At 67.6% G+C, this 22,825-nt stretch carries 23 protein-coding genes and 2 riboswitches; of the genes, 19 read left to right on the forward strand and 4 right to left on the reverse strand.

Translation table 11 applies throughout. The features are described from left to right. A partial coding sequence (locus ACN675_RS15480; protein WP_420751681.1) for a DUF456 domain-containing protein occupies positions 1 to 473 on the forward strand: 473 nt, incomplete at its 5' end. Positions 474 to 587: 114 nt separating this feature from the next. Here ACN675_RS15480 and ACN675_RS15485 read toward each other — a convergent pair. Then, positions 588 to 1,985 carry an FAD-dependent oxidoreductase gene (locus ACN675_RS15485; RefSeq protein WP_420751682.1) on the reverse strand — a complete coding sequence of 466 codons (1,398 nt, stop codon included), beginning with the start codon at positions 1,983 to 1,985 and terminating at the stop codon, positions 588 to 590. Between the two features lie 293 nt (positions 1,986 to 2,278). On the opposite strand from ACN675_RS15485, the gene ACN675_RS15490 reads away from it, so the two are divergent. From ACN675_RS15490 to ACN675_RS15535, 10 genes are all read left to right on the forward strand, one after another. Further along, positions 2,279 to 2,710, forward strand: a complete 432-nt coding sequence (locus tag ACN675_RS15490; protein WP_420751683.1) for a hypothetical protein — start codon at positions 2,279 to 2,281, stop codon at positions 2,708 to 2,710. A 48-nt stretch (positions 2,711 to 2,758) separates the two neighbouring features. Then, the gene (locus ACN675_RS15495) at positions 2,759 to 3,169 is read left to right on the forward strand and encodes a rhodanese-like domain-containing protein (protein ID WP_420751684.1); all 411 of its coding nucleotides are present in this window, start codon (positions 2,759 to 2,761) and stop codon (positions 3,167 to 3,169) included. Next, on the forward strand, positions 3,166 to 4,389 hold the full coding sequence (locus tag ACN675_RS15500) for an O-succinylhomoserine sulfhydrylase (RefSeq protein ID WP_420751685.1): 1,224 nt from the start codon (positions 3,166 to 3,168) through the stop codon (positions 4,387 to 4,389). The genes ACN675_RS15495 and ACN675_RS15500 overlap by 4 nt, the downstream gene beginning before the upstream one ends. A 21-nt stretch (positions 4,390 to 4,410) precedes the next feature. Further along, positions 4,411 to 4,545, forward strand: a riboswitch (cobalamin riboswitch). Positions 4,546 to 4,626: 81 nt separating this feature from the next. Beyond that, on the forward strand, positions 4,627 to 5,532 hold the full coding sequence (locus ACN675_RS15505; RefSeq protein ID WP_420751686.1) for an ABC transporter substrate-binding protein: 906 nt from the start codon (positions 4,627 to 4,629) through the stop codon (positions 5,530 to 5,532). Positions 5,533 to 5,594: 62 nt separating this feature from the next. Next, positions 5,595 to 6,557: a FecCD family ABC transporter permease gene (locus ACN675_RS15510; protein WP_420751716.1), complete on the forward strand. Its 963-nt coding sequence runs from the start codon at positions 5,595 to 5,597 to the stop codon at positions 6,555 to 6,557. Beyond that, a complete protein-coding gene (locus ACN675_RS15515; protein WP_420751687.1) occupies positions 6,554 to 7,333 on the forward strand; it encodes an ABC transporter ATP-binding protein in 780 nt (259 codons plus the stop codon). The genes ACN675_RS15510 and ACN675_RS15515 overlap by 4 nt, the downstream gene beginning before the upstream one ends. After that, positions 7,333 to 8,673 carry a bifunctional adenosylcobinamide kinase/adenosylcobinamide-phosphate guanylyltransferase gene (gene cobU, locus ACN675_RS15520; protein ID WP_420751688.1) on the forward strand — a complete coding sequence of 447 codons (1,341 nt, stop codon included), beginning with the start codon at positions 7,333 to 7,335 and terminating at the stop codon, positions 8,671 to 8,673. The genes ACN675_RS15515 and cobU overlap by 1 nt, the downstream gene beginning before the upstream one ends. Positions 8,674 to 8,939: 266 nt before the next feature. Next, positions 8,940 to 9,800, forward strand: coding sequence for a hypothetical protein (locus tag ACN675_RS15525; protein ID WP_420751689.1), 861 nt, complete (start codon positions 8,940 to 8,942; stop codon positions 9,798 to 9,800). A 519-nt stretch (positions 9,801 to 10,319) separates the two neighbouring features. After that, positions 10,320 to 11,069, forward strand: a complete 750-nt coding sequence (locus tag ACN675_RS15530) for an MspA family porin (RefSeq protein ID WP_420751690.1) — start codon at positions 10,320 to 10,322, stop codon at positions 11,067 to 11,069. A 62-nt stretch (positions 11,070 to 11,131) separates the two neighbouring features. Beyond that, positions 11,132 to 11,818, forward strand: coding sequence for an MspA family porin (locus ACN675_RS15535; RefSeq protein WP_420751691.1), 687 nt, complete (start codon positions 11,132 to 11,134; stop codon positions 11,816 to 11,818). Between the two features lie 99 nt (positions 11,819 to 11,917). On the opposite strand, the gene ACN675_RS15540 is transcribed toward ACN675_RS15535, so the two are convergent. Together ACN675_RS15540 and ACN675_RS15545 are read right to left on the reverse strand one after the other, a co-directional pair. After that, positions 11,918 to 12,676, reverse strand: coding sequence for an HAD-IIA family hydrolase (locus tag ACN675_RS15540; protein ID WP_420751717.1), 759 nt, complete (start codon positions 12,674 to 12,676; stop codon positions 11,918 to 11,920). An 85-nt stretch (positions 12,677 to 12,761) separates the two neighbouring features. Further along, entirely contained in the window at positions 12,762 to 13,367 is a 606-nt protein-coding gene (locus ACN675_RS15545) for a TetR/AcrR family transcriptional regulator (protein ID WP_420751692.1), read from the reverse strand. Positions 13,368 to 13,585: 218 nt separating this feature from the next. Between ACN675_RS15545 and ACN675_RS15550 the strand changes: the two genes are divergently transcribed. Next, a complete protein-coding gene (locus tag ACN675_RS15550; protein WP_420751693.1) occupies positions 13,586 to 14,584 on the forward strand; it encodes an AvrD family protein in 999 nt (332 codons plus the stop codon). A 157-nt stretch (positions 14,585 to 14,741) separates the two neighbouring features. Here the strand turns inward: ACN675_RS15550 and ACN675_RS15555 are convergent, their stop codons facing one another. After that, positions 14,742 to 15,515 (reverse strand): sulfite exporter TauE/SafE family protein, encoded by a 774-nt coding sequence (locus ACN675_RS15555; protein ID WP_420751694.1) that lies wholly within the window; start codon positions 15,513 to 15,515, stop codon positions 14,742 to 14,744. A 370-nt stretch (positions 15,516 to 15,885) separates the two neighbouring features. Here ACN675_RS15555 and ACN675_RS15560 point away from each other — a divergent pair, with 370 nt between their 5' ends. The 7 genes from ACN675_RS15560 (at position 15,886) to ACN675_RS15590 (ending at position 22,825) form a co-directional block, all read left to right on the forward strand. Continuing rightward, entirely contained in the window at positions 15,886 to 16,857 is a 972-nt protein-coding gene (locus ACN675_RS15560; protein ID WP_420751695.1) for an amino acid ABC transporter permease, read from the forward strand. After that, positions 16,854 to 17,690 (forward strand): amino acid ABC transporter ATP-binding protein, encoded by an 837-nt coding sequence (locus ACN675_RS15565; RefSeq protein WP_420751696.1) that lies wholly within the window; start codon positions 16,854 to 16,856, stop codon positions 17,688 to 17,690. The genes ACN675_RS15560 and ACN675_RS15565 overlap by 4 nt, the downstream gene beginning before the upstream one ends. 35 nt (positions 17,691 to 17,725) lie before the next feature. Continuing rightward, entirely contained in the window at positions 17,726 to 18,697 is a 972-nt protein-coding gene (locus ACN675_RS15570) for an ABC transporter substrate-binding protein (protein ID WP_420751697.1), read from the forward strand. Positions 18,698 to 18,716: 19 nt separating this feature from the next. Continuing rightward, positions 18,717 to 19,850 (forward strand): N-methyl-L-tryptophan oxidase, encoded by a 1,134-nt coding sequence (gene solA, locus ACN675_RS15575; RefSeq protein ID WP_420751698.1) that lies wholly within the window; start codon positions 18,717 to 18,719, stop codon positions 19,848 to 19,850. Continuing rightward, positions 19,847 to 20,335, forward strand: coding sequence for a GNAT family N-acetyltransferase (locus ACN675_RS15580; RefSeq protein ID WP_420751699.1), 489 nt, complete (start codon positions 19,847 to 19,849; stop codon positions 20,333 to 20,335). Before solA ends, ACN675_RS15580 begins: the two co-directional genes overlap by 4 nt. 40 nt (positions 20,336 to 20,375) lie before the next feature. Beyond that, positions 20,376 to 20,744, forward strand: a complete 369-nt coding sequence (locus tag ACN675_RS15585) for an STAS/SEC14 domain-containing protein (protein WP_420751700.1) — start codon at positions 20,376 to 20,378, stop codon at positions 20,742 to 20,744. A gap of 178 nt (positions 20,745 to 20,922) precedes the next feature. Next, a riboswitch (SAM riboswitch) is annotated at positions 20,923 to 21,017 on the forward strand. Positions 21,018 to 21,172: 155 nt separating this feature from the next. Further along, complete coding sequence (locus ACN675_RS15590; protein WP_420751701.1) at positions 21,173 to 22,825, forward strand: ABC transporter substrate-binding protein; 1,653 nt, start codon at positions 21,173 to 21,175, stop codon at positions 22,823 to 22,825.

The following is a 22,825-nucleotide window of genomic DNA, read 5'->3' on the forward strand; positions in this document are numbered from 1 at the left end:
CGGAGGCCCTCGTCGGCCTCGCGATCCTCGTCGGCCTGTTCGGGATCGTCGTGCCGATCCTGCCCGGCACCATCCTGATCTTCGGCGCGATCCTGCTGTGGGCGATCCTCACCGGCGGGACCACCGCGTGGGTCGTGTTCGCGATCGCGACGGTCGCCCTGGTCGTCACCGGCGTCGTGAAGTACACGTGGCCCGGCAAACGGATCCGGCAGGCGGGTGTGCCGACCCGCTCGCTCGTCGTCGGTGGGCTCGTCGGGATCGTCGGATTCTTCGTGGTGCCGGTGATCGGCCTGGTGCTGGGCTTCCTGCTCGGCATGTACCTGTCCGAGGCGCAGCGGCACCGCACCCACCGCGGCGCGTGGGATTCGACGGTCGAGGCGACCAAGGCGGTCGGCCTGTCGATGCTCGTGGAACTGCTCGGCGGTCTCGTCGCCGCCGGCGCCTGGCTGTGGGCCGTGCTGTTCGTCCTCTGAGTCCCGCTCCGGACCCTCCCCCCCGAAACGAGCGAACGGTACGTTCCATCGGATCAGGCGGTTTCAACCGACGGAACGTACCGTTCGCTCGGAAAAGAGGGGCTGTCCCCCCGGTCAGGCCTTGTGGGGTTCCGAGGCGCGGAACATGTCGTCACGCTCGACGACCTTCACGCGCTCGCGGCCCTCGGCCTCGCCCAGGCTGCGTTCGTGCGCGTCGAGGCGGTACCAGCCCTGCCACGTGGTGTAGGGCAGTTGCTTGCCCTCGAGGAACGCGACGACGGCATCCGCGTCGGGCTCGGCCGGGGTGTTCAGGCGGCCCTTGGCGTGGTCCTCGAGCAGGTTCGCGACCGTCTCGTTCGCGTCGCCCTTGGTGTGGCCGATCAGGCCGACCGGGCCGCGCTTGATCCAGCCGGTGACGTAGGTGTGCGGCAGGAACCGGTCGTGACCCTCGGCGGTCTCGTCGGCGACGACGCGCCCGGCCTCGTTGGGGACGGTGCCGGCCTGGTCGTCGAACGGCAGCTGCGCGATGTTCTGCGACAGGTAGCCGACCGCGCGGTAGACCGCCTGGACCTCCCAGTCGTTGAACCTGCCGGTGCCGCGGACGTTGCCGGTGCCGTCGAGCTCGGTGCGTTCGGTGCGCAGGCCGGCGACCTTGCCGTTCTCGCCGAGCACCTCGGTGGGCGACTCGAAGAAGTGCAGGAACAGCTTGTGCGGGCGGTCGCCCACGTCGCGGATCGCCCAGTCCTGCAGGGTGTTGGCGACCATGTCGACCTGCTTGGAGTTGCGGCGTGCGAGCTCGGAGCCCTCGTCGTACTCGATGTCCTCCGGATCGACGATGACCTCGATGGTGGGCGAATGGTCGAGTTCGCGCAGCTCGAGCGGGGTGAACTTGGCCTGCGCCGGGCCGCGGCGACCGAAGACGTGCACCTCGACGGCCTTGTTCTTCTTCAGGCCCTCGTAGACGTTCGGCGGGATCTCGGTCGGCAGCAGCTCGTCGCCGGTCTTGGCGAGCACGCGGGCGATGTCGAGGGCGACGTTGCCGACCCCGAGCACCGCGACCTTCTCGGCGTCGAGCGGCCACTCGCGCGGCACGTCCGGGTGGCCGTCGTACCAGGACACGAAGTCGGCGGCGCCGTAGCTGCCGTCGAGGTCGATGCCGGGGATGTTCAGGGCCCGGTCGGCGTTGGCGCCGGTGGAGAAGATCACCGCGTCGTAGAACCGCTTCAGGTCCTCGAGGGTGAAGTCGGTGCCGTAGTCGAGGTTGCCGAGCAGGCGGACCTGCGGCTTGTCGAGCACCTTGTGCAGGGCGGTGATGATGCCCTTGATGCGCGGGTGGTCCGGGGCCACGCCGTAGCGGATCAGGCCGAACGGCGCCGGCATGCGTTCGAACAGGTCGATGCTGACCCCGGGATCCTGCGCAGTGTCGGACTTCATGAGCGCATCGGCGGCGTAGATACCGGCGGGACCGGCACCGACGATGGCGACGCGAAGGGGACGAGTCTGATCGGTCATCAGGGGTCAACTACCTCTTCGGAGAACGGACGGACGTGATTCAGCTTAATTTAGGTTGCCCTCTGATGGGCCGACACGGTGCCGCGGCAGACGGGCGGCGAGTGCGCACAGAACGCAGCTGGGTGGGGAATCGCTTCAGCGACAACACATATGGGCAGACACACGACAGAGGTCGACGGCAAGACGTCGAACGAGGTGTGCGTAGGCCATGAACCAATTCCTACCTCGAGAGGGTTTATTGAGGCAAATGCGCCCCGACCGGCGGCGATCGTCCTCCACCTAGGATCGGGGGCATGGCAGACAAGCGACCCGCACCCGAACCGGACCCCGACGAGCCCGAACGCAGCACCGCCGGGCCGATCCTCGGGGCCCTCGCCGTCGTGGTCGTACTCATCCTCGTCGTCGTCGCCGGGCAGGTCTTCGGGTCGTCCGACGAACCCCTGAGCGACTCCGATCTGGTGTCCCGGACGGTCGACGCCTACGTGGGAGCACACAACGCCGACGACGACGATGCGATGACGCGGCTTCGCTGCGCCGAGCTGTCCGCCGATCAGGCACCGCTCGCCGACGTCGACGGGGAAGTCCGGATCGACGAGTTCGGCACCGTCGACATCGACGGGGACCGGGGCCGCGTCGAGGCACGCACCACCGTCGACGGAACGCAGGAGACGGTCGTCTGGTCGCTGACGCGGGTCGACGGCGACTGGCGGATCTGCACCGCCTGACCCCCGCCCGGCTCGCAGGTCCCGACACGTCTGTGGAAAGCTGGTGCGGTGAGCTACGCAGGTGATATAACGCCGCAGCAAGCCTGGGAGCTGCTGCAGGAAAACCCGGATGCCGTGCTCGTCGATGTGCGTACCGACGCCGAGTGGAAATACGTCGGGGTTCCCGAGACCTCGTCCATCGGTCGCCGCACCGTCTTCGTCGAATGGGTCGGCTACCCGACCGGTGCGCCCAACCCCCGGTTCGTCGACGAACTGCGCGAGGCCGGCATCGACCAAGGGCCGGTCGTCTTCCTGTGTCGCTCGGGGCAGCGTTCCATCGGTGCTGCCGTCGCGGCGACCGCTGCGGGCCTGACCCCGTCCTACAACGTTCTCGAAGGATTCGAAGGCGCCCTCGACCCCGAGGGTCATCGCGGCGCCCAGGGCTGGCGGGCCGCGGGCCTGCCGTGGAGGCAGTCGTGAGTGCAATTCCCCAGGGTGGCGCGTTCCAGCGGCCACTGCCCGATTCGGTGCGCCCGGCCACGGTCGGTGTCCGCGGCGGCCTGCTGCGCTCCGGATTCGAGGAGACCTCCGAGGCGCTGTACCTCAATTCCGGCTTCGTGTACGAATCCGCCGAGGCCGCCGAGCAGGCCTTCACCGGTGAAGTCGACCACTTCGTCTACTCCCGGTACGGCAACCCGACCGTGAAGATGTTCGAGGAGCGTCTGCGGCTGCTCGACGGTGCCGAAGGCGCGTACGCCACCGCCAGCGGCATGTCCGCGGTGTTCACCGCGCTCGGTGCGCTGCTCGGGAAGGGCGACCGCCTCGTCGCGGCCCGCAGCCTGTTCGGTTCGTGCTTCGTGGTGTGCAACGAGATCCTGCCCCGGTGGGGTGTGGAGACCGTGTTCGTCGACGGCGAGGACCTCGACCAGTGGGAGCAGGCACTGTCGGTGCCGACCACCGCGGTGTTCTTCGAGACGCCGTCGAACCCGATGCAGACCCTCGTCGACGTCCGCAAGGTCTCGGAGATGGCACACGCTGCCGGCGCGAAAGTGGTGCTGGACAACGTGTTCGCGACCCCGCTGCTGCAGCGCAGCCTCGACCTCGGTGCCGACATCATCGTCTACTCCGGGACCAAGCACATCGACGGCCAGGGCCGCGTGCTCGGTGGTGCCATCCTCGGTCCGAAGGACTACATCGACGGGCCCGTGCAGCAGCTCATCCGCCACACCGGTCCGGCGCTGAGCCCGTTCAACGCCTGGACGCTGCTCAAGGGCCTCGAGACGATGCCGCTGCGCGTGCAGCGCTCGGTGGACACCGCGCTCGAAATCGCCCGGTTCCTCGAGACGCAGGACGCGGTGAACTGGGTCAAGTACCCGTACCTCGAATCGCATCCACAGCACGAACTCGCCCGGTCGCAGATGAGCGGCGGCGGAACCGTCATCACCTTCGAGCTCGCCGCCGCCGAGGGCGAAGGCAAGAAGAAGGCGTTCGAGCTGCTCAACAAGCTGCGGATCGTCGATATCTCCAACAACCTCGGTGACGCGAAGTCGCTCATCACGCACCCGGCGACGACGACGCACCGCGCAATGGGCCCGGAGGGACGCGCCGCGATCGGCCTGGCCGACGGGGTGGTGCGCCTGTCCGTGGGCCTGGAGGATCCCCAGGATCTCCTCGAGGATCTCCAGCAGGCGCTGTCCTGACCTGGTACGCCGTGGGCTACGCTGCGGGTGTCCTGTCACGTCGACAGGGCACCCGCTGCGTTTCGGTGAAGTCGGTGTGAATCCGGCGCTGTCCCGCAACTGTGAGTCCCGTTCCTCGGGTGAGCCAGGTCAGCCGGCGTCGCGGGCCCGTACGTACTGGTCCTCGGACGAAGGACGGTGACGTGCCGCAACGCGTCCGTTGCAGCCGTGCTGTTTTCGTCCTCCGAGTAACGGAGGATGGCTGTGCCCCTCGACAACACCCGACGGCTGTTCGCCGCCGGCATCGCGGTATTCGCTCTCTTCGCCGCCGGGTGCTCCGGTGGCGACGACACGTCTCCCGCCGGTGAAACCGACTCGGCTTCCGCCGACGTCCCGCAGGCCATCGTGTCGCTGAGCCCGACCAGCACCGAGATGCTCTACGCCATCGGCGCCGGCGACCAGGTGATCGCCGTCGACGACCGGTCCGACTACCCGGCCGAGGCCCCCGTCACCGACCTGTCGGGTTTCACCCCCAATGTCGAGGCGATCCTCGGATACGAACCCGACCTCGTGGTTTCCAACGCCGACACGGCAGATCTCGTCGCCGGACTCGAACAGGCCGGGGTCGAGACCCTGATCCTTCCCGCGGCCGAGAACCTGGACGACACCTACACGCAGATCGAGCAGCTCGGCGCAGCCACCGGACACGTCGGGGAGGCGGCCGAACTCGTCGCGCAGATGAAGACGGACATCGACGAGATCCTCGCCGGGCTCCCCGAACGGGAAACTCCGCTCACCTACTACCACGAACTCGACAACACCTTCTACAGCGTTACCGACGACACCTACATCGGGCAGATCTACGGGATGCTCGGCCTCACCTCCATCGCCACCGGGGGCAACGGCTACCCGCAGCTGTCGAACGAGTTCATCCTCGAACAGAACCCCGATGTCGTGTTCCTCGCCGACGGGCAATGCTGCGGCGTGACTCCGGAAGTCGTCGCCGCGCGCGCCGGCTGGAACGAACTCAGCGCGGTGCGCGACGGCCGCGTCTACGTCCTCGACGAGGACATCGCCAGCCGATGGGGTCCGCGCATCGTGGATCTCGTGCGCGAACTCGCCGCGATCGTCGCGGCTGCCCCGGCAGTCCAGCCCACACCGTGACATCGACGCCGCGCCGCCGCGCCCTCGTGCTGGGTGGCGCGGCGCTCGTTCTCCTCGCCGCGATGCTCCTCGGGATCCTCGTCGGTCCCGCCGGGCTCACCGCGCGCGGTGTCCTCCTCGACATGGTCGACGCGCTGCCGTTCGTCGACGTCGACTCCGGGTTGTCCACGCGTCAGCAGGCGATCCTGTGGAACATCCGTATGCCGCGCGTGGCTCTCGGTGCCGTGGTCGGCGCGATGCTCGCGATCGCCGGAGCCGCCTACCAGGGCGTGTTCCGCAACCCGCTCGCCGATCCCTACCTCCTCGGAGTGTCGAGCGGTGCGGGTCTCGGGGCGACCCTCGCCATCGTCGTCGGCGGCGCAGCCGGATTCGCCGGCGTGCCGATCGCCGCATTCGCCGGTGGTCTGCTCGCGGTGGCCGCCACGTACGTGCTCGGACGCTCCGTCGGCACCGGGCGCACCGAAGTGGTCATCATCCTCGCCGGTGTCGCCGTCGCTGCGTTCGCCAACGCCATCCAGACGTTCTTCATGCAGCTGCACGACGACACGCTGCGCCAGGTGTATTCGTGGATGCTCGGTCGCCTGTCCACCGACGGATGGTCCGACGTCGTCACGATCCTGCCCTACGTGATCGTTTCGGTCGCCGTCATCGCGCTGCACCGGCGGACCCTCGACGTCATGTCGGTCGGTGACGTCGAAGCATCGAGTCTCGGCATCGACCCGGCCCGGGTCCGTCTGGTTCTGGTGGGTGTGGCCACCCTCGGCACCGCTGCCGTGGTGTCCGCCAGCGGACTGATCGGATTCGTCGGCATCGTCATCCCGCACGCGGTGCGCCTCGTCGTCGGGCCCGGCCACCGACTGTTGCTTCCGCTGTCGCTCATGGTGGGTGCGGCCTTCATCGTTCTCGCCGACATCCTCGCGCGCACCGCGATGTCACCGGCCGAACTGCCGATCGGTGTCGTCACCGCAGCGATCGGCGCACCGTTCTTCCTGTTCGTCCTGCGTCGCAGCCGAGGCGTCGCATGACCGTGACGTGTAAGTCGGTGTCCGCCAAGCGCGGAGGAGTCGAGGTCCTCCACGACATCGATCTCGTCGTGTCCGCCGGAACGTGGGTGTCGCTCGTGGGACCCAACGGTTCGGGGAAGACGACACTGCTGCATTCGATCGCCGGACTGGTCGATGCGACCGGCGACATCAGCGTCGCCGGCGTGACGCCCCGTAAGTCCGGTCGACGCGCCGTGGCGCGGGCGGTCGCGCTGATGCCGCAGCGACCGATAGTTCCCGACGGGGTGACCGTGCGGGAACTGATCCGGCTCGGACGCACCGCCCACATTCCGCGTTTCGGCAGTGAGAAAGCGCATGATCTGGAGATCGTCGACCGGGTCATCGCCCGGCTCGAACTCGAAGACTTCGCGCCCCGCTCGGCGACCGCGTTGTCCGGCGGAGAACTGCAACGAGTCGTGCTGGCGCGCGCATTGGCGCAGCAACCCGACGTGCTGCTGCTCGACGAACCCACCAGTGCCCTCGATATCGGTCATCAACAGCAGGTGCTCGACCTCGTCGACTCGATGCGCTGCGAGGAGAGCCTCACGGTGATCGCCGCGATGCACGATCTCACGTCCGCGGCCCAGTACGGCCAGCGCCTGGTCCTCCTCGACCGGGGGCGAATCGTCGCCGACGGACCGCCCGCCGAGGTCCTCACCGCCGACCGGATCGCGCAGGTGTACGGGGCGCGGGTCGAAGTGCTCGACCGCCGTGACGGCCGGGCGGTGCTGCCCCTGCGGGAACGGGAGGATGCGTGATGGAGGTCGTACTTCTCGGGACAGGTGCTGCCGACGGGTGGCCCAACCCGTTCTGCCGTTGTCCCTCGTGCCTCGATGCAGAGCGACGCGGTGAAATCCGCGGGCAGACAGCGGCTCTCGTCGACGACGTGCTCATGCTCGACTGCGGGCCCGAAGCTCCCCGGGCGGCGGTGCGCGCGGGCAGGACGCTGGCAGGGGTGCGGCACCTGCTGCTCACCCATTCGCACGCCGACCATCTGGGACCACAGGTACTGCTGTTCCGGTCGTGGATCGAGACGGGGCACGAACTCGAGGTGATCGGTCCGGTCGATGCGCTGGACGTGTGCCGTCCCTGGGTGGGGCCGGATGATCCGGTGCGCTTCGTTCCGGTGACGGCGGGCGACCGTCTGGCGGTGGGGGAGTACGACATACGGGTCCTTCCGGCGCGCCACCGGGTATTCCGCGACGGCGATGCCGTACTCTACGATCTCGCCGATGCGCACGGGTCGCGGCTGCTGTGGGCCTGCGATACAGGCGTGTGGCCGGCGGAGTGGTTCGACGGCGTGCGCGACGCGGGGTACGACGCAGTGTTCCTCGAGGAAACGTTCGGTGACCGTTCCGATCTGTCCGACGGGCATCTCGGGTTGCCGGAGTTCGCGGCGATGGTGGACGGAATGCGCGACGTCGGCGCGATCGCGGACACGACGGATGTGGTTGCGGTGCATCTCGGTCACCACAATCCCGTGATGGCGGAGCTCGGAGAGCGACTGCGGAAATGCGGCGCCCGTGCCGGGTGCGACGGCGAGGTGGTGCACGTGTGCCGCGGCAGGCGCGTTGGGGGACATCGGACGCTGGTGCTCGGTGGGGTGCGGTCGGGGAAGTCCCGGCACGCGGAAGAGTTGTGCTCGAAGTTCCCGTCGGTCACGTACGTGGCGACGGGTGGCGTCCGCGAGGGGGACGCCGAATGGGCGCAGCGGGTGGCGCTGCACCGGGAGCGGCGACCGGACTCGTGGGCGACGCTCGAGACGGTGGACGTCGCCGAGGTATTGCGGTCCGCGACGGCGCCGCTGCTCGTCGACTGCCTCGGTACGTGGCTCACCGCGCGCTTGGATCTGCACGGCGTGTGGGACGGAGCAGACGTCGCCGCGGTCGACGCCGACATCGAGGAATTGATCGGCGCGTGGCAAGCGTGTGCGGTTCCGGTCGTCGCTGTGACCAACGAGGTGGGTAGCGGTGTGGTTCCGGCGACGGCGTCGGGTCGGCTGTTCCGAGATTTGCTGGGCCGACTCAATACTCGTGTCGCCGAGGTGTCGGACGCGGTGACCCTCGTGGTCGCGGGAATTCCTGTTTCCTTGCGCTGACTCCCAATACCATGGATGCGGCGATCACCACTATTCGTGGTGGTTCGTCCGCAGTGGGTTGCACTACGTGTACTGCTGGTCCTACTGGTGGAGGTGGTGGTGAGACTCAGTGTCTCGCCGAAACCGGTGTTGTTGTCGATATCGGGGCCGAAGATCGAGCACAACGCCGGTCTCGTCCCCTTCCGATCTGTGGACAGGTACGAAGTTGTCCACAATCGGGGGCTTCGGGGTTCCGGAGGCTCGTGCCGCGGGGGACGCTCCTCGTCATGGTCGACTTCGACGAGCCGTTCACCGGAACGGCGGCGCTGGCAGCGGGGGCGGTGACGCGATACCAACTGGCACACCACTTCGTGAAACTGCACCGCAACGTGTACATCGCTCCAGGTCTCGAAGCAACGGCACTGCGGCGTGCGCACGCCGCCTGGTTGTGGGCCGGCTCGAGCGGCGTACTGGCGGGGACCTCTGCAGCGGCAGTGCACGGCGCGAAGTGGCTCGATCCGAAACTTCCTGCGGAGATCATCAGACCGGGCAAGCTGAGGTCGACGCCGGGCATCGTCGTACACAACATCTCCGAGGTCGAAACGTGTGTGGTCGCGGGCTTCACGGTTACCACGCCCGCGCGGACCGGTTTCGATCTTGCTCGCGGTGACAACCTGGACCGGTGCGTCGAAAGGGTGGATTCACTGTGTAACGCAACCGGTCTGAAGATCGGTGAGATCGAATCCGTTGCGGCACAATGTAAAGGTGCGCGGAACCTGGTGTCGATGCGGAAAGTGCTGGAACTCGCTGATGGCGGCGCTGCGTCGCCGCCGGAAACGCACACCCGTCTGCTGCTGATCCGTGCAGGGCTCCCGAGACCGGAGACCCAGATCGAAATTCTCGACGAGGTCGGATTCGTGGCGCGTGCCGACATGGGTTGGAAGCGGTGGAAGGTCCTGGGCGAGTACGACGGCGCGCATCATTGGACGGACCGGAAGCAGCGGACGCTCGACATCGACCGCTATGCGCTGTTGCCGGAACTGGGGTGGACGGTCATCCGCGTCGGTGCCGACCTCTTGTACAGCCGGCCGGACGTCCTCGTCGAGCGGGTCCGCCGCGCGTTGCGTCGCGCCGGTGTGTCCGTGTGACGCCGAGACCGGTGTTGGTTGCGGAATCCGGCGGGCGATTGCATACAGCCGGTACGACACGAGGTGTGTGCAACCGCCAGTAACATGGTTTTAACTTGTTGTGATGTGTCACTCTATAGGGCTTTGCTCTCCGGAGAGTGCGCAACGAGGACGAAAACAGTTACCGGACAGTAATATTCGCACTTCGGACACCGTTACTGGGACGAGTCGACTTGACCTTCTCCTTACGTAATTTTCACCGAAAGGTGATCTGGCTCACACCTCGGAAATCGTTAGTGGTGCTATTCACAACCCGTGTTATCGTTCGTCACGAACTGAGGCCGGAGGGTTCTGGGACGGCCACAGTGCCCTGTGGGGCGACAGTCGACCGCGCGTCGAGGTCCTTTGCGCAAGAGGGCTATTCGCACGACGCGAAAAGCTGTGACACATACCAGTCGATCTCTGCTGCCCGGAGATCGGCGTGCTCGACCGTGCCCTCCGCGAGGACGGGCACCGCACACACCTGAGTAGGGGTACCAATTGAGCAAGAAGCACGCGTCCGGACTGCGCCGCGGCGCCCGGATCGGCAGCGTCGCCGCTGCCGCAGCCATCGCACTGGGGTTCCTGTCCGCAGGTGCGGCGAACGCCGATACCCTCGTTCCGCTGGCAGACGGCGAGATCGCGGCACCGGGTGTCGCGGCAAAGATCTCGCGCACCGGTGAGAACGCGCTTGTCTCGCCCTCGCTTGCCGGGCACGGCGCCGGCCGCGTCGCGTGGGTGTCCGGCACGGTCAAGGCCGAGATCGGCGACCTCAAGCTGCCGACCGAAGCCGGCAAGACCGACGGCAGCACCTCGAGCCTGAACGGCACCAACAACTCCTCGACCCACGGTGTCTCGCGCATCAACACCGGCTACATCATCGGCTGCCAGGTCGACATCTCCGGCTTGAAGGGCAACCTGGGCATCAACTTCGGCACCTCTGGCACGACCACGGGTGCTCTGTCGCCGGAGGGTGTTCTCACGAGCCTGGCTTCCACCGTCACGAACTCGGTGGGCCCATCGGCTTCGCTCGCGGTTCCGCTGCAGCCGGGCCAGGTGCGGTTCGTGCATGTCGAGGGCAAGGACATCACCAAGCCCAACACCACGTACACCATCCAGTACAAGGATGCCGAGCTCAGCCAGCAGGGCTGCGGCGGTCAGGCGCAGGCACGTGCCTACACGGTCCTCGAGATCGTGGGCAACGACTACGTCAAGACCACTCTGTACGGTCAGCCGTTCAGCATCGGCTGAACACCGCGCCAGACCCTGACTGACTGCTCGCTCATGCGAGCCGGAAACTCGAGAGAGAAGACATGAAAACCAGCATCACCAAGGGCCTGCGTCGCGGTCTTCAGGCGGCCGGTGTCGGCGCCACCGTCGCGGTCGCGATCGGCTTCGCCTCCGTGGGGGCGGCCAACGCCGACACCTTCGTGCCCCTGCCGGACGGCACCATCACGGAGAAGGTCGGCACCACCACCGTCACGGTGACCCGCACGAACGAGTCCGCCAACATCAACGCGTCCCTGGGCGCCACCCCGACGCACCGCAATGTGTGGGTTTCCGGCCGCGCCGAGGTCAAGCTGGATGGCCCGGGCGTCACCGGTGGCCGGATCCAGCCGGGCTACGTCGTCGGTTGCCAGGTCAACATCACCGGTACGGGTGGTGCCGGCGCAACTGGCAGCGGGGATCTCAAGGATTCGACTGGTGTCACCATGAAGTCCGGCTTGAATGCCAATGTCGGCGTCACCCTTTCGCCGGGCCAGGCTGTCAACTTCCACGTCCTCGACCTGGAGCAGGAGAACGCCTTCGGCGAGCGGGTCAACCGCCCGTTCATGATGTTCAAGGGTAAGGAAGGCAGCGTCACCTGGGGTGACTCCACCCTCAAGGTCGACGGCTGCGCCGGCTACGCCCAGGCCCGCAGCTTCGTGAAGGTCACGGTCAACACGGCGACCGACACCCAGCAGGTCACCCTGTGGGGACAGCCTTTCAGCATCGGCTGACAGGCACCTGACAGATAGCCGGCCCCGCCACCGAGAGCCTCATCCTCTCGGTGGCGGGGCGCTGTCGCCTTCCGGCCCGGTGGGGGCCGGAAGGCGACGTCAGAACGGATTCGTGGTGCGTCCCACCAGATCTGCGACCGATTCGATGATCCGCGTGGGCCGGTAGGGGTACAACTCGACCGACGCGCGCGTCGAGATGCCGGTGAGCACGAGCAATGTCTGAAGCCCCGCTTCCAGACCGGCGACGATGTCGGTGTCCATGCGGTCGCCGATCATCACCGTCGACGCCGAGTGCGCCCCGATCGCTCGCAGTGCGGACCGCATCATGAGCGCGTTCGGCTTGCCCACGAAGTACGGTTCACGACCGGTTGCTCGCGTGATGAGCGCCGCGACGGCGCCGGTCGCCGGAAGCGAACCCTCGAGCGACGGACCGGTCGGATCGGGATTCGTCGCGATGAACCGCGCGCCGCGCTCGATGAGCCGGATGGCCGTCGTTATCGCCTCGAACGAATAGGTGCGGGTCTCGCCGAGCACCACGTAGTCGGGATCGCTGTCGGTGAGCACGTAACCGATGTCGTGCAGCGCCGTCGTCAGACCCGACTCGCCGACGACGTATGCGGTGCCCTCCGGCCGCTGGTTCGCCAGGAACGTCGCGGTCGCGAGCGCCGACGTCCAGATCGATTCCTCGGGGATGTCGAGTCCCGTGCGCTGCAACCGGGCCCGCAGATCGCGCGGCGTCCGGATCGAGTTGTTGGTCAGCACCATGAACGGCGTTCCGTTCGAACGCAGTTCACTGAGGAAGGCGTCCGCGCCCGGAATGAGCGCGTCCTCGTGGACGAGCACGCCGTCCATGTCCATCAGGTAGGTCCAGGCGGGGGCGGGATTGACCTCGGGTGTGCTCACCGCCCCATCTTGTCATCCGCGGTCGCCGGAGCGCTGGACGTCACCGAGGACGAACGGACAGTCCCCGGATGAAGCTGCCGAGTGTGTGCTCGACGACGGCGCGGGTTTCCGGCGTCGGATCGTCGGCGTACGAGACGAGACCGTAGAAGCCCAGTTCGAGAATCATGCGCGCGGCGGTGTCCTCGTCGATGCCGACGACGGTGCCGGACCGGGTCGCCTGTTCGAGCAGTTCCCGCACGACGGGCACGGATTTGCCGGCCTGGATCTCCCGTCGCCGGGCTTCACCGATCGCGCTGGTGGCCTGCTGGGAAAGAGCCCGGAGCCGGGGATTGACGGCATGCTCGTCGAAGATCCGGGCGAGACCGTCGACGATCGCCTCGATCGCGTTCTCGGGTTCCGGGTCCAGCGTCGCGCGGACGCGCTCGAGGCAGGCTGCGCACTCCCGTTCGAACGCCTCGGCGAACAGCGCCTGCTTGTCGGAGAAATGATGGTAGACAGCACCTTTCGTCACGCGTGCCATCCTGGCGATCTGTTCGATCGACGTGTTCGCATACCCCTGGGCCGCGAACAGATCGGCACCGATCTCGACGAGCGCATCGTAGGTGCGCAGCGCGTACTCCTCGCGCCGTGACGGAAGCGTTTCCACCTCGCGGATCCTACCGACCCGGTGTGCACCCCCGGCGAGTCGACGGGACGACCGTGCCCCTGGGCTGGCGCACATGACTGTACGTGGGTATGTTACATACCCACGTACAGTTCGATCTTGGTAGGGGGAGTTCGATGGGGGCTGTCCTGGGCTGGTCAGGTCGTGACGTTGCCACCGCCGGCACGCGGCACTGCCGGCACGCACATGGAGGGTGCGCTGTGACCGCTCCGACCGCGCACTCTTCCCTCGACGAGGTGCTGGGTGCCGCCGACGGCCGCTATTTCGGACGCGGCTACAAGAACGTGAACCACGATCTCATCGACCTGGATCTGGGCCGATCCACCGGGCCGGGAACCGAGTACCGCGCCATCGCGGTCCTCGACTACCCCCGAGATTGGTCCGAGAAGGGTTCGACAGAACTCGTCCCGCACGTGTCGTTCATCGACGCGGTGGCCCTGGCCGCGTCACTGCTCGAAACCGGACTGAGCCATGCGCGCAGACTCGAACCGGACGAGCAGGCCCGCATCTGGGTGGCGCACACCAAGATCACCGCCGGAACCCGGCCGGAGGAGGACCTGCACCGCGTCCCGGTCTCGGCGGTCGTGACCGGCGTCGCGCCGCCTCTGGACGGCACTGTCGCGACCACTGCGACCTTCCGGGTCGGCCGGTTCCGGGGAACGATGACACTGGTGCACCCGGTCGGAGTCGGGGAGCAGTACGGCAGCGGAACGGACCGGGTACCCGGGCCGTCGACGGCGACGGTGTCGCCGTTCTATCTCGGTGGATACAAGTCGCACACTCTCACCGCGAGGGACCTCACCGTCGAGGACGACTCCGTCACCGCGACCCTGGAGATCGACATCGACACCACCACTGCCTTCGGCGGAGCCGAAACCGCGTGGCCTCGGTCGATTTCGGTGATCGATGCCGTACTCGGTGCCGCGCAGCTGTCCCGGGCGCTGCTCCACGGACTCGACGGCGTCGACCGACCCACGAGCAACGCGCTGTGGATGCGGAAACTGGAACTCGTCGCGGCCGGGCCCGATCGTGACGCCGGCTGTCCGTTCCGTGGGCAGGCGCGGGTGCGCCGACTGTCGACGATCGACCGGGGAGATGGCATCTGGCGCAGCGCCGATCTCGCGGTCACCCACTTCGGTGGCGTCACCGGCTCCTGTCTGCTCGACCGCCGGTTGCCGACACAGGGGGATCACTCGTGACCGCGCGGATCGCCGTGCCGGGATCCGACCCGGCCGCAACGGAGAAAAACGCTCAGCCGACGACTCGCCCACGCGCGCCGAGAGACTGACCGACGGACGTCGGCACTTCGGCACTGGGAGTGCCGAAGTGCCGACAGGACGGACGGTTTCGCGTGTTTCACCCGAGCAGGCGATACAGCCCGATGAGGCCGACGACGACGATGACGCCGCGCAGTGCGGCCGGGGACAGTCGACGGCCGTAGCGTGATCCCAGCGCCCCGCCGATCAACGAGCCGACCGCGATGACGCCGGCGACCGCCCAGTTGATCCGGTCGAACGCGACGAGCGTGTAGGTGGTCGCCGAGACGATGTTGACCAGCAGGGAGAGCAAGTTCTTCGCCGCGTTCTGCCGCTGGATGTTGTCGTGCAGCAACGCCCCGAACAGTCCCATGAGCAGAATGCCCTGTGCCGCAGTGAAATAGCCGCCGTACACGCCGACCGCGAACGTCCCTGCGACGAGGATCGACAGGCGCACCGGGCCGATGTGCTCGTCCACGGTTCCGCCCGCCCGCTTCAGCACCCACTTCTGCAGCTTCGGTTGCAGCACCACGAGTGTCAGCGCCAGCACCATGAGCACGGGCACGATCGTCTCGAACGCCGACTCCGGCAGGTGCAACAGCAACCATGCCCCGAGCAGCGCGCCGGACAGCGACGCGGGGATCTGCCATCGCAACCGCGGCCACTGGCCACGCAGTTCGCGTCGATAGCCCCATGTGCTCGACACCCCACCGGCGACGAGCCCGACCGCGTTCGACATCGTCGCGGTCACCGGCGGTACCCCGAACGCCACGAGGGTCGGGAACGTGATGAGGGTGCCGGAGCCGACGAGGGCATTGATCGCGCCGGCACCCAGACCGGCCAGGGCGACGAGGAACAGTTCGAACGCAGTCACCGACCGCAGTCTACGGACCGGCTGCCGTCGACCGTCACCGTCCACCCCCGCGCCCGGCCTCCTCATCCCGGGTGACATGGATGAGGGGGTGAAATCCGGGGTGTGTTCGAATCATCCGGATTTCAATCAGTGACCCGGACGGCGCTCGCGCCCAATCTCTTGTTCGACGGTCGCCGCTCCCGAGGGGACCGAGGGAAGGCCCGGCCATGAGTAGCAACGAGCGCGCGTCCTGGCGTCGACGGCACATCGATCTGTGCCGCGGCGCGTCGTGCCGCTGTCGCTGACAGTCCGGTCCCCACATCCGACATTCCGGGATTCCCCCGTCCAGCTCGAAAGGCACCTCCATGTCTGCAGCGTCCGGCAGGCCGGCGTGAGCGCGCCGACCCGCAACCGCCCCGCGCCACCGGCACCCGACGACGTCGACGACGCGGATCTCGTCGTCGCACGTACCCCGCACCCGTGGCGCTGGGTGATCAGCATCGCGGTGCTGATCGTCGTCGCGCAGTTCCTGCACGGCCTCGCCACCAACCCCGGCTGGGACTGGGCGACCTTCGCCCGCTACTTCACCGCCGAATCGGTGCTGGCGGCGCTGTGGATGACGGTGAAGCTGACCTTGTGGGGCAGCATTCTGGGTTTCGGTCTCGGCGTGCTGCTCGCCGTCTCCCGCCTGTCGAACAATCCGGTGCTGCAGGTCATCTCGTGGATCTACATCTGGGCGTTCCGCTCGATTCCACTGATCGTGCAGCTGCTGTTCTGGTTCAACATCGCGTACCTGTACCAGACGCTGTCGCTGGGTATTCCGTTCGGCCCGAGCTTCTTCGAATTCAACGTGACCGGCGTGATCTCCGGCTTCACCGCCGCGGTGATCGGCCTGGCGCTGCACCAGGCCGCCTACTCCGCGGAGATCATCCGCGCCGGCATCATCTCCGTGGATCACGGACAGATCGAGGCGGCCAACGCACTGGGCATCCCGCGGTACCGGCAGTTCGTCAAAATCGTCCTGCCGCAGGCGATGCGTGCAATCCTGCCCAACGCGGCCAACGAGGTCATCAGCCTGTTCAAGGGCACCTCGATCGTGTCCACGATGGCGATCGCCGAGTTGTTCTACCAGGTCCAGGTGATCTTCGGACGCAACGGCCGGGTGGTGCCGCTGCTCATGGTCGCCACCGTCTGGTACATCCTGCTCACCACCGTGCTGTCCATCATCCAGTACTACGTCGAGCGTCACTACGCCCGCGGCTCGGCGCGTGCCCTGCCGCTCACCCCGCGTCAGAAGCTGCTGGCGAAGTACCGCGAGATCCGTGATGCCGGGATCGGTGCGCCGAGGGGAGCGACGAAATGACCACGACCGAAGATTCGCACGTTCATGCCGCCGACGTGCCTGCGCACGTCCATGTCGCCGACGTGCCTGCGCACGTCCACGCGGTCGACGTGCGCGGCGTCCACAAGTCCTTCGGCGCACTCGAGGTGCTCAAGGGTGTCGACCTGCAGGTCCGCAAGGGCGAGGTGACGGTGATCCTCGGGCCGTCCGGATCCGGGAAGTCCACGCTGCTGCGTACCCTCAACCACCTGGAGAAGGTCGATCGCGGCACCATCCGCATCGACGGCGAGCTCATCGGCTACCGCCGTCGCGGCAACAAGCTGCACGAGCTGCGTCCACGCGAGATTCTGCGCCAGCGCTCCCGGATCGGCTTCGTCTTCCAGAACTTCAATCTGTTCCCGCATCTGACCGCGCTCGAGAACGTGATGGAGGCGCCGTTGTCGGCGCAGAAACGCGAACGCTCCGAGGTGGAGGCCGAAGCCCGGGAACTCCTGCGCCGCGTCGGTGTCGGGGACAAGGTCCACGACTACCCGAAGCAACTGTCGGGTGGGCAGCAGCAACGCGTCGCGATCGCCCGCGCGCTGGCGCTGCGCCCCGCGGTGATCCTGTTCGACGAACCGACCTCCGCCCTCGACCCCGAACTCGTCGGCGAGGTTCTCGACGTGATCCGCGACCTCGCCGCCGACGGCGCGACCCTGGTGATCGTCACCCACGAGATCGGATTCGCCCGCGAGGTCGCCGACACCGTCGTGTTCATGGACGGCGGCGTCATCGTCGAGCAGGGCTCACCCGCCGCGGTCCTCGAACGACCCAGCCACGACCGCACCCGGGCATTCCTGTCCCGGGTGCTCTGAAAACCCCTCACACCGAAGATTTCCGGAAGGACACGATGTCAGCCCCCACCCGCCCCACGAGGCTGTTCGCCTCGGCCCTGACCGCCGTCGCCCTGTTCGCCGGCGCGGCGTGCAGCTCGGGCGACCCCGAGACCGACGCCGCGACCGCGGCCGGATACAACCTCACCGCGGACCAGAACCGCATCACCACCGACGAGGTTCCCGAGATCGCCGCGATGGTCCCGCAGGCCATCCGCGACCGCGGCACCCTGATCGTCACCGGTTCCGCCGGCACGGCACCGCCCCTGCGGTTCTACGCCGACGACGACAAGACGATCATCGGCTCCGAGACGGACTTCGCGTACCTCATCGGCGACGTGCTCGGCCTGGAGATCGAACTGACCGCGGCGGACTGGGCGCAGAACTTCGTGCGCATCGACTCCGGTGAGGCCGACACCTTCATCTCCAACGTGACCGTCACCGAGGAACGCAAGGAGAAGTACGACTTCGCCACCTACCGCCTCGACAGCCTTGCCGTGGAGGTGAAGAAGGGCAGCGGCATCACGTTCGACGGCCCGCAGGACATCGCAGGTCTGAAGGTCGGTGTCTCGTCCGGCACCAACCAGGAGGAGCTGCTCGTCCAGTGGAACGAGCAGAACATCGCGGCCGGGCTCGAACCCGCCGAGATCCTCTACTACCAGAACGCCACCGACTACTACCTCGCGCTCGGCTCCGGCCGCATCGACGCGTACGTCGGGCCCAACCCGTCGTCGTCGTTCCACGCCATCCAGTCCGGCGAGACCGAGGTCGTCGGCACCTTCTCCGGTGCGGGCGACGCCCTGCAGGGGGAGATCGCGGTGCTGACGAAGAAGGACAACGGCCTGATCGCTCCGATCAACGAGGCGTTGAACCACCTCATCGAGAACGGCACGTACGCACAGGTTCTCGAACGCTGGGGCATCTCGAGCGAGGCGATCGAGTCGTCGCGGATCAACCCGCCCGGCCTGCCGAAGAAGCCTGCGCAGTAACGAGACCCGGAGGGAAGCGATGAGTCGCATTCAGGGCCGCGCCGACGTGGTGATCGTCGGCGGCGGTGTCATCGGGTCGGCAGCGGCCTGGCGTCTGGCCGAACGCGGCCGGTCGGTCGTGCTGCTCGAACAGTTCGATCCGGGACACCGCCACGGCGCGTCGCACGGCAGTTCGCGCATCTACCGGCAGGCGTACGACGGGGAGTTCTACACCGGTCTGGCCGCGCGGGCGCTGCCGCTGTGGCGCGCCCTCGAGGACACCACGGACACGCCGGTTCTCACGCTCACCGGCGCTGTCGATCACGGGCTTCCCGCCGCGCTCGCGGCCAAGGCGAACGCGCTGGCCGCGCTCGGGATCCCGCACGAGCTGCTGGATCCGGTCGAGGCGGGACGGCGTTGGCCCGGCATCCGATTCGACACCCGGGTCCTGCACCACCCCGACGCCGGCCGGTTGCACGCCGACCGGTCGGTGCAGGCACTGAACCGGGCTGCGGCCGATGCGGGAGCGGATATCCGCCACGGCGTGGCGGTACACGGGATCGGAAGCACCGCAACCGGTGTCGAGGTGGTCACCGACGGGAAGACGATTCCGGCTGCGCACGTCGTCGTCGCGGCCGGCGCATGGACCCGATCGCTGATCGCCGACGCCCAACTCGACGCCGTGCCGGAACTGCCGCGGCTGCGCACCACACAGGAACAACCCGCGCACTTCCTTCCGCTCACCGCGGACGACTGGCCGAGCTTCGTGCATCACCGCGGGGCCGGACTCGCCGGCGAAGGCATCTACGGACTCGGCTCCGACGACGGCATCAAGATCGGTGAGCACGGCACGGGACCGGTGGTCGATCCCGAAACACGGGACTACACACCGGATTCCGCCGGTGTCGCGCGTCTCGTCGACTACGCGGAGGCGTGGCTGCCCGGCGTCGACCTCGACTCCGTCACCGCGGACACCTGTCTCTACACGACGACCCCGGACAGCAATTTCGTCGTCGACCGGGTCGGTGACGTGACCGTGGCCGCCGGGTTCTCCGGGCACGGTTTCAAATTCGCGCCGGTGATCGGGGAGCTCGTCGCCGACCTTGCCGACGGAACGACCCGAACCTTCGAAGCCTTCCGGTTCGGTGCCCGGCAGGCGGTGGCCGCGCGATGAGCGAAACCCGCCGCCTGCAGGTACTTCGGGTTGCGCAGGACGACCCGCTCGCCCTGCCGTTGCTCACCGAACTCGCCGTCGAGTACAGCACCCGCTACGAACGGCCGTTCGAGGAGCAGTTCGAGGACCTGACCACCCATCCCGGTGAGGAATTCGCGCCGCCGCACGGTGCGCTGCTGGTCCTCGTCGAGGACGGCGAGCCCGTCGCCGGGGGAGCGTTCCGCCGCTACGACGAGCGCACCGCTGAGCTCAAACGCATCTGGACCTCCGCTCGGCACCGGCGGCGCGGGCTCGGCCGCCTCGTCCTCGACGAACTCGAGGACGAGGCGGTGCGGCGCGGCTACACCCGCATCCACCTGACCACCGGGTGGCGCCAACCGGAAGCGGTCGCGCTCTATCTGGCGGCGGGTTACACCGCCCTGTTCGACCCGTCCGTTCCGGCCGAGGAGATCGGCCCGCATCCGTTCGAGAAGTATCTGCGCTGATCCACCCCGCCGCCGGCGCCGGCAGCGGTACCGTCGAAACATGCTCGAACCGATCCGAGACCTGCCCGACGGCGTCCTCGGCTTCGAGGCCGTCGGACGAATCGAAGCGTCCGACTACGAGAACGTGCTGATGCCGGCGATACGCGAGGTTTGTGACCAGGGCGGGAAGATCCGGATCGTTCTGGTGTTCGAGCGGTTCGACGGTCTGTCGCCCGGGGCGATGTGGGACGACTTCCGGCTCGGTGCCGAACACGTCACCCGCTGGGAGCGGATCGCTCTGGTCACCGACCTCGACTGGATGATCACCGTCGTGTCCCTGTTCGGCTGGTTGACACCCGGTGAGTTCAAGCGTTTCCCGCTGTCCGAGCGCGACGCGGCGATCGCGTGGGCGGCGGAAACCACCGACTGATCCCGGCCGACGGCGCCAGGCTGTCAGTCTCTCGTCGAAACCGACGTTGTTGTCGGTATTGCGGCCGAGCTTCGAAAACAACACCGGTCTCGTGAGCGCGGCGCTCGGCGACCGCAGGGTTTCGATCGCGTTGACGGAAAAGGTATTCCGTGGTTCGTGAGGTAGATACCTTCTGCAACGACCATCCAGAGCGACCGAGAGACCTGGCTCGACGACGTCGCACCAACCCCCCTGCACGGCAGGTGAGGGTGCTACCGCCGGGAACGATGGAGGAGAACATGGCGAGTAAAGGCCTGGTGGGTGCGTGGGAACGCATCCACGTCGACCTGTGCCGCCACTGCGGGGCCAGGTGTCGCGGCCACTGAGTTCCGCGTTCGATCCACCTTCCTTCCGCCCGGCGGCATCGCTCGAGTCGTGCCGCCGGAGCCATGTCCAGATCATGGAGCCCGTCGTTGTCCATTTCGTCTTCTTCTGCGTCCCGGCTCGTCGTCACGGCGGCCGCAACAGCCGTGCTGGGAGCAGCACTGACCGCGTGCGGATCCGGTTCCGCGGCGAACTCGGAACCCACCGGGGATCCGCAGCCCGGCGGCACCCTGCGGTACGGACTGTCGCAGGCACCCACCTGCGCGGATCCGGCCCAGGCCGGCACGAACCAGACCATCTACGTCGCCCGGCAGGTCGTCGACTCGCTCACCGACCAGGATCCCGAGACCGGTGAGATCGTGCCGTGGCTGGCCGAGAGCTGGGAGTCGAACGGCGACGGTACACACTTCACCTTCCGCCTGAAGGAGGGAGTGACCTTCAGCGACGGCACCCCGCTCACCGCGGAATCGGTGAAGAAGAACTTCGACGCGATCGTGAACACCCTCGGCGGGGTCAAGGCACCGCAGGCCGTCGGCTATCTCTCCGGGTACACCGGCACCACGGTGGTCGACGACCGCACCGCCCAGGTGAACTTCTCGGTCCCGAACGCGCCGTTCCTGCAGGCCACCGCCAGCCACCAGCTCGGTCTGCTCTCGGATGCGGACACCGCGAAGAGCGCCGAGGAGCGCTGCGCGGGAGAGCTTTCCGGCACCGGGCCGTTCGTCTACGAGGACTACCGGCAGGACAGGTCCGCGACGCTGGTCAAGCGTGCCGGGTATTCGTGGGGGTCCGAGGCGTTCGGGCACGACGGTGAGGCCTACCTCGACCGCATCGAATTCACCATCGTGCCCGAATCCGGAGTCCGCACCGGCTCGCTCGCGTCCGGGCAGCTCGACGCGATCTCCGATGCGCTCCCGCAGGACGCCCCGCAGATCGAAGGTGCCGGTGGCCGCATCCTCACCGCGCCGAACCCGGGCATTCCGTTCGGATTCCAGCCCAACGTCGGTCGCGGTGTCCTCGTCGATCCGGCGGTCCGGCGCGCGGTGGTTCCGGCGATCGATCGGCAGGAACTCGTCGACACCGTCCTCGGTCCCGACTTCCGCCCCGCCACCAGCACCCTCGCGTCCGCGACCCCCGCTTACGTCGAGCTGGCCGACGTGACCTACGACCCGCAGAAGGCGGAGAGGATCCTCGACGACGCGGGCTGGGTGCCCGGCCCCGACGGAATCCGCGTCAAGGACGGGCAGCGTCTGAGCTTCCCGGTGCTCTTCAGCTCCGTGTTCGCGGGCAACCAGGCCATTCTCGAACTGGTGCAGCAGCAGCTGCGCGCGGTGGGCATCGACCTGCAGCTCGACCTCGTCTCCACTCCGGAGACCACGGCCCGTCAGAACGCCGGCGACTACGAGGCGTCCTACTACAACAGCACCCGCGCCGACGGCGACATCCTGCGCACCGCCTTCGGGCTGCAGGGCCGCAACATCAACCAGCGTGGCCCGATCCCCGAGCTCGACGACGTGCTGAACCGTCAGCTGTCCACGACCGATCCGGCTGCCCGTGCCGAACTCATCGAGCAGGCACAGCAGCTCGTGCTCGACAACGGCCTGTGGATCCCCACCGTCGAACTGTCGCAGGCGATCGGTGCCGGACCGAACGTGGCGGATCTGAAGTTCGAGGCCTCGGCCCGGCTGCAGTTCTTCGACACCTGGCTGAGCGAGTAG

This window comes from Rhodococcus sp. O3, assembly GCF_048897285.1.
Lineage (GTDB): Bacteria > Actinomycetota > Actinomycetes > Mycobacteriales > Mycobacteriaceae > Rhodococcus.

What these genes read in the sequence shown, in the direction of transcription:
- ACN675_RS15485 (WP_420751682.1), bottom strand. Translation starts at nt 1,985, where the DNA reads ATGACCGATCAGACTCGTCCCCTTCGCGTCGCCATCGTCGGTGCCGGT.
- ACN675_RS15490 (WP_420751683.1), top strand. Translation starts at nt 2,279, where the DNA reads ATGGCAGACAAGCGACCCGCACCCGAACCGGACCCCGACGAGCCCGAA.
- ACN675_RS15505 (WP_420751686.1), top strand. Translation starts at nt 4,627, where the DNA reads ATGGCTGTGCCCCTCGACAACACCCGACGGCTGTTCGCCGCCGGCATC.
- ACN675_RS15510 (WP_420751716.1), top strand. Translation starts at nt 5,595, where the DNA reads ATGCTCCTCGGGATCCTCGTCGGTCCCGCCGGGCTCACCGCGCGCGGT.
- ACN675_RS15515 (WP_420751687.1), top strand. Translation starts at nt 6,554, where the DNA reads ATGACCGTGACGTGTAAGTCGGTGTCCGCCAAGCGCGGAGGAGTCGAG.
- cobU (WP_420751688.1), top strand. Translation starts at nt 7,333, where the DNA reads ATGGAGGTCGTACTTCTCGGGACAGGTGCTGCCGACGGGTGGCCCAAC.
- ACN675_RS15525 (WP_420751689.1), top strand. Translation starts at nt 8,940, where the DNA reads ATGGTCGACTTCGACGAGCCGTTCACCGGAACGGCGGCGCTGGCAGCG.
- ACN675_RS15535 (WP_420751691.1), top strand. Translation starts at nt 11,132, where the DNA reads ATGAAAACCAGCATCACCAAGGGCCTGCGTCGCGGTCTTCAGGCGGCC.
- ACN675_RS15540 (WP_420751717.1), bottom strand. Translation starts at nt 12,676, where the DNA reads ATGGACATGGACGGCGTGCTCGTCCACGAGGACGCGCTCATTCCGGGC.
- ACN675_RS15565 (WP_420751696.1), top strand. Translation starts at nt 16,854, where the DNA reads ATGACCACGACCGAAGATTCGCACGTTCATGCCGCCGACGTGCCTGCG.
- ACN675_RS15570 (WP_420751697.1), top strand. Translation starts at nt 17,726, where the DNA reads ATGTCAGCCCCCACCCGCCCCACGAGGCTGTTCGCCTCGGCCCTGACC.
- solA (WP_420751698.1), top strand. Translation starts at nt 18,717, where the DNA reads ATGAGTCGCATTCAGGGCCGCGCCGACGTGGTGATCGTCGGCGGCGGT.
- ACN675_RS15580 (WP_420751699.1), top strand. Translation starts at nt 19,847, where the DNA reads ATGAGCGAAACCCGCCGCCTGCAGGTACTTCGGGTTGCGCAGGACGAC.
- ACN675_RS15585 (WP_420751700.1), top strand. Translation starts at nt 20,376, where the DNA reads ATGCTCGAACCGATCCGAGACCTGCCCGACGGCGTCCTCGGCTTCGAG.
- ACN675_RS15590 (WP_420751701.1), top strand. Translation starts at nt 21,173, where the DNA reads ATGTCCAGATCATGGAGCCCGTCGTTGTCCATTTCGTCTTCTTCTGCG.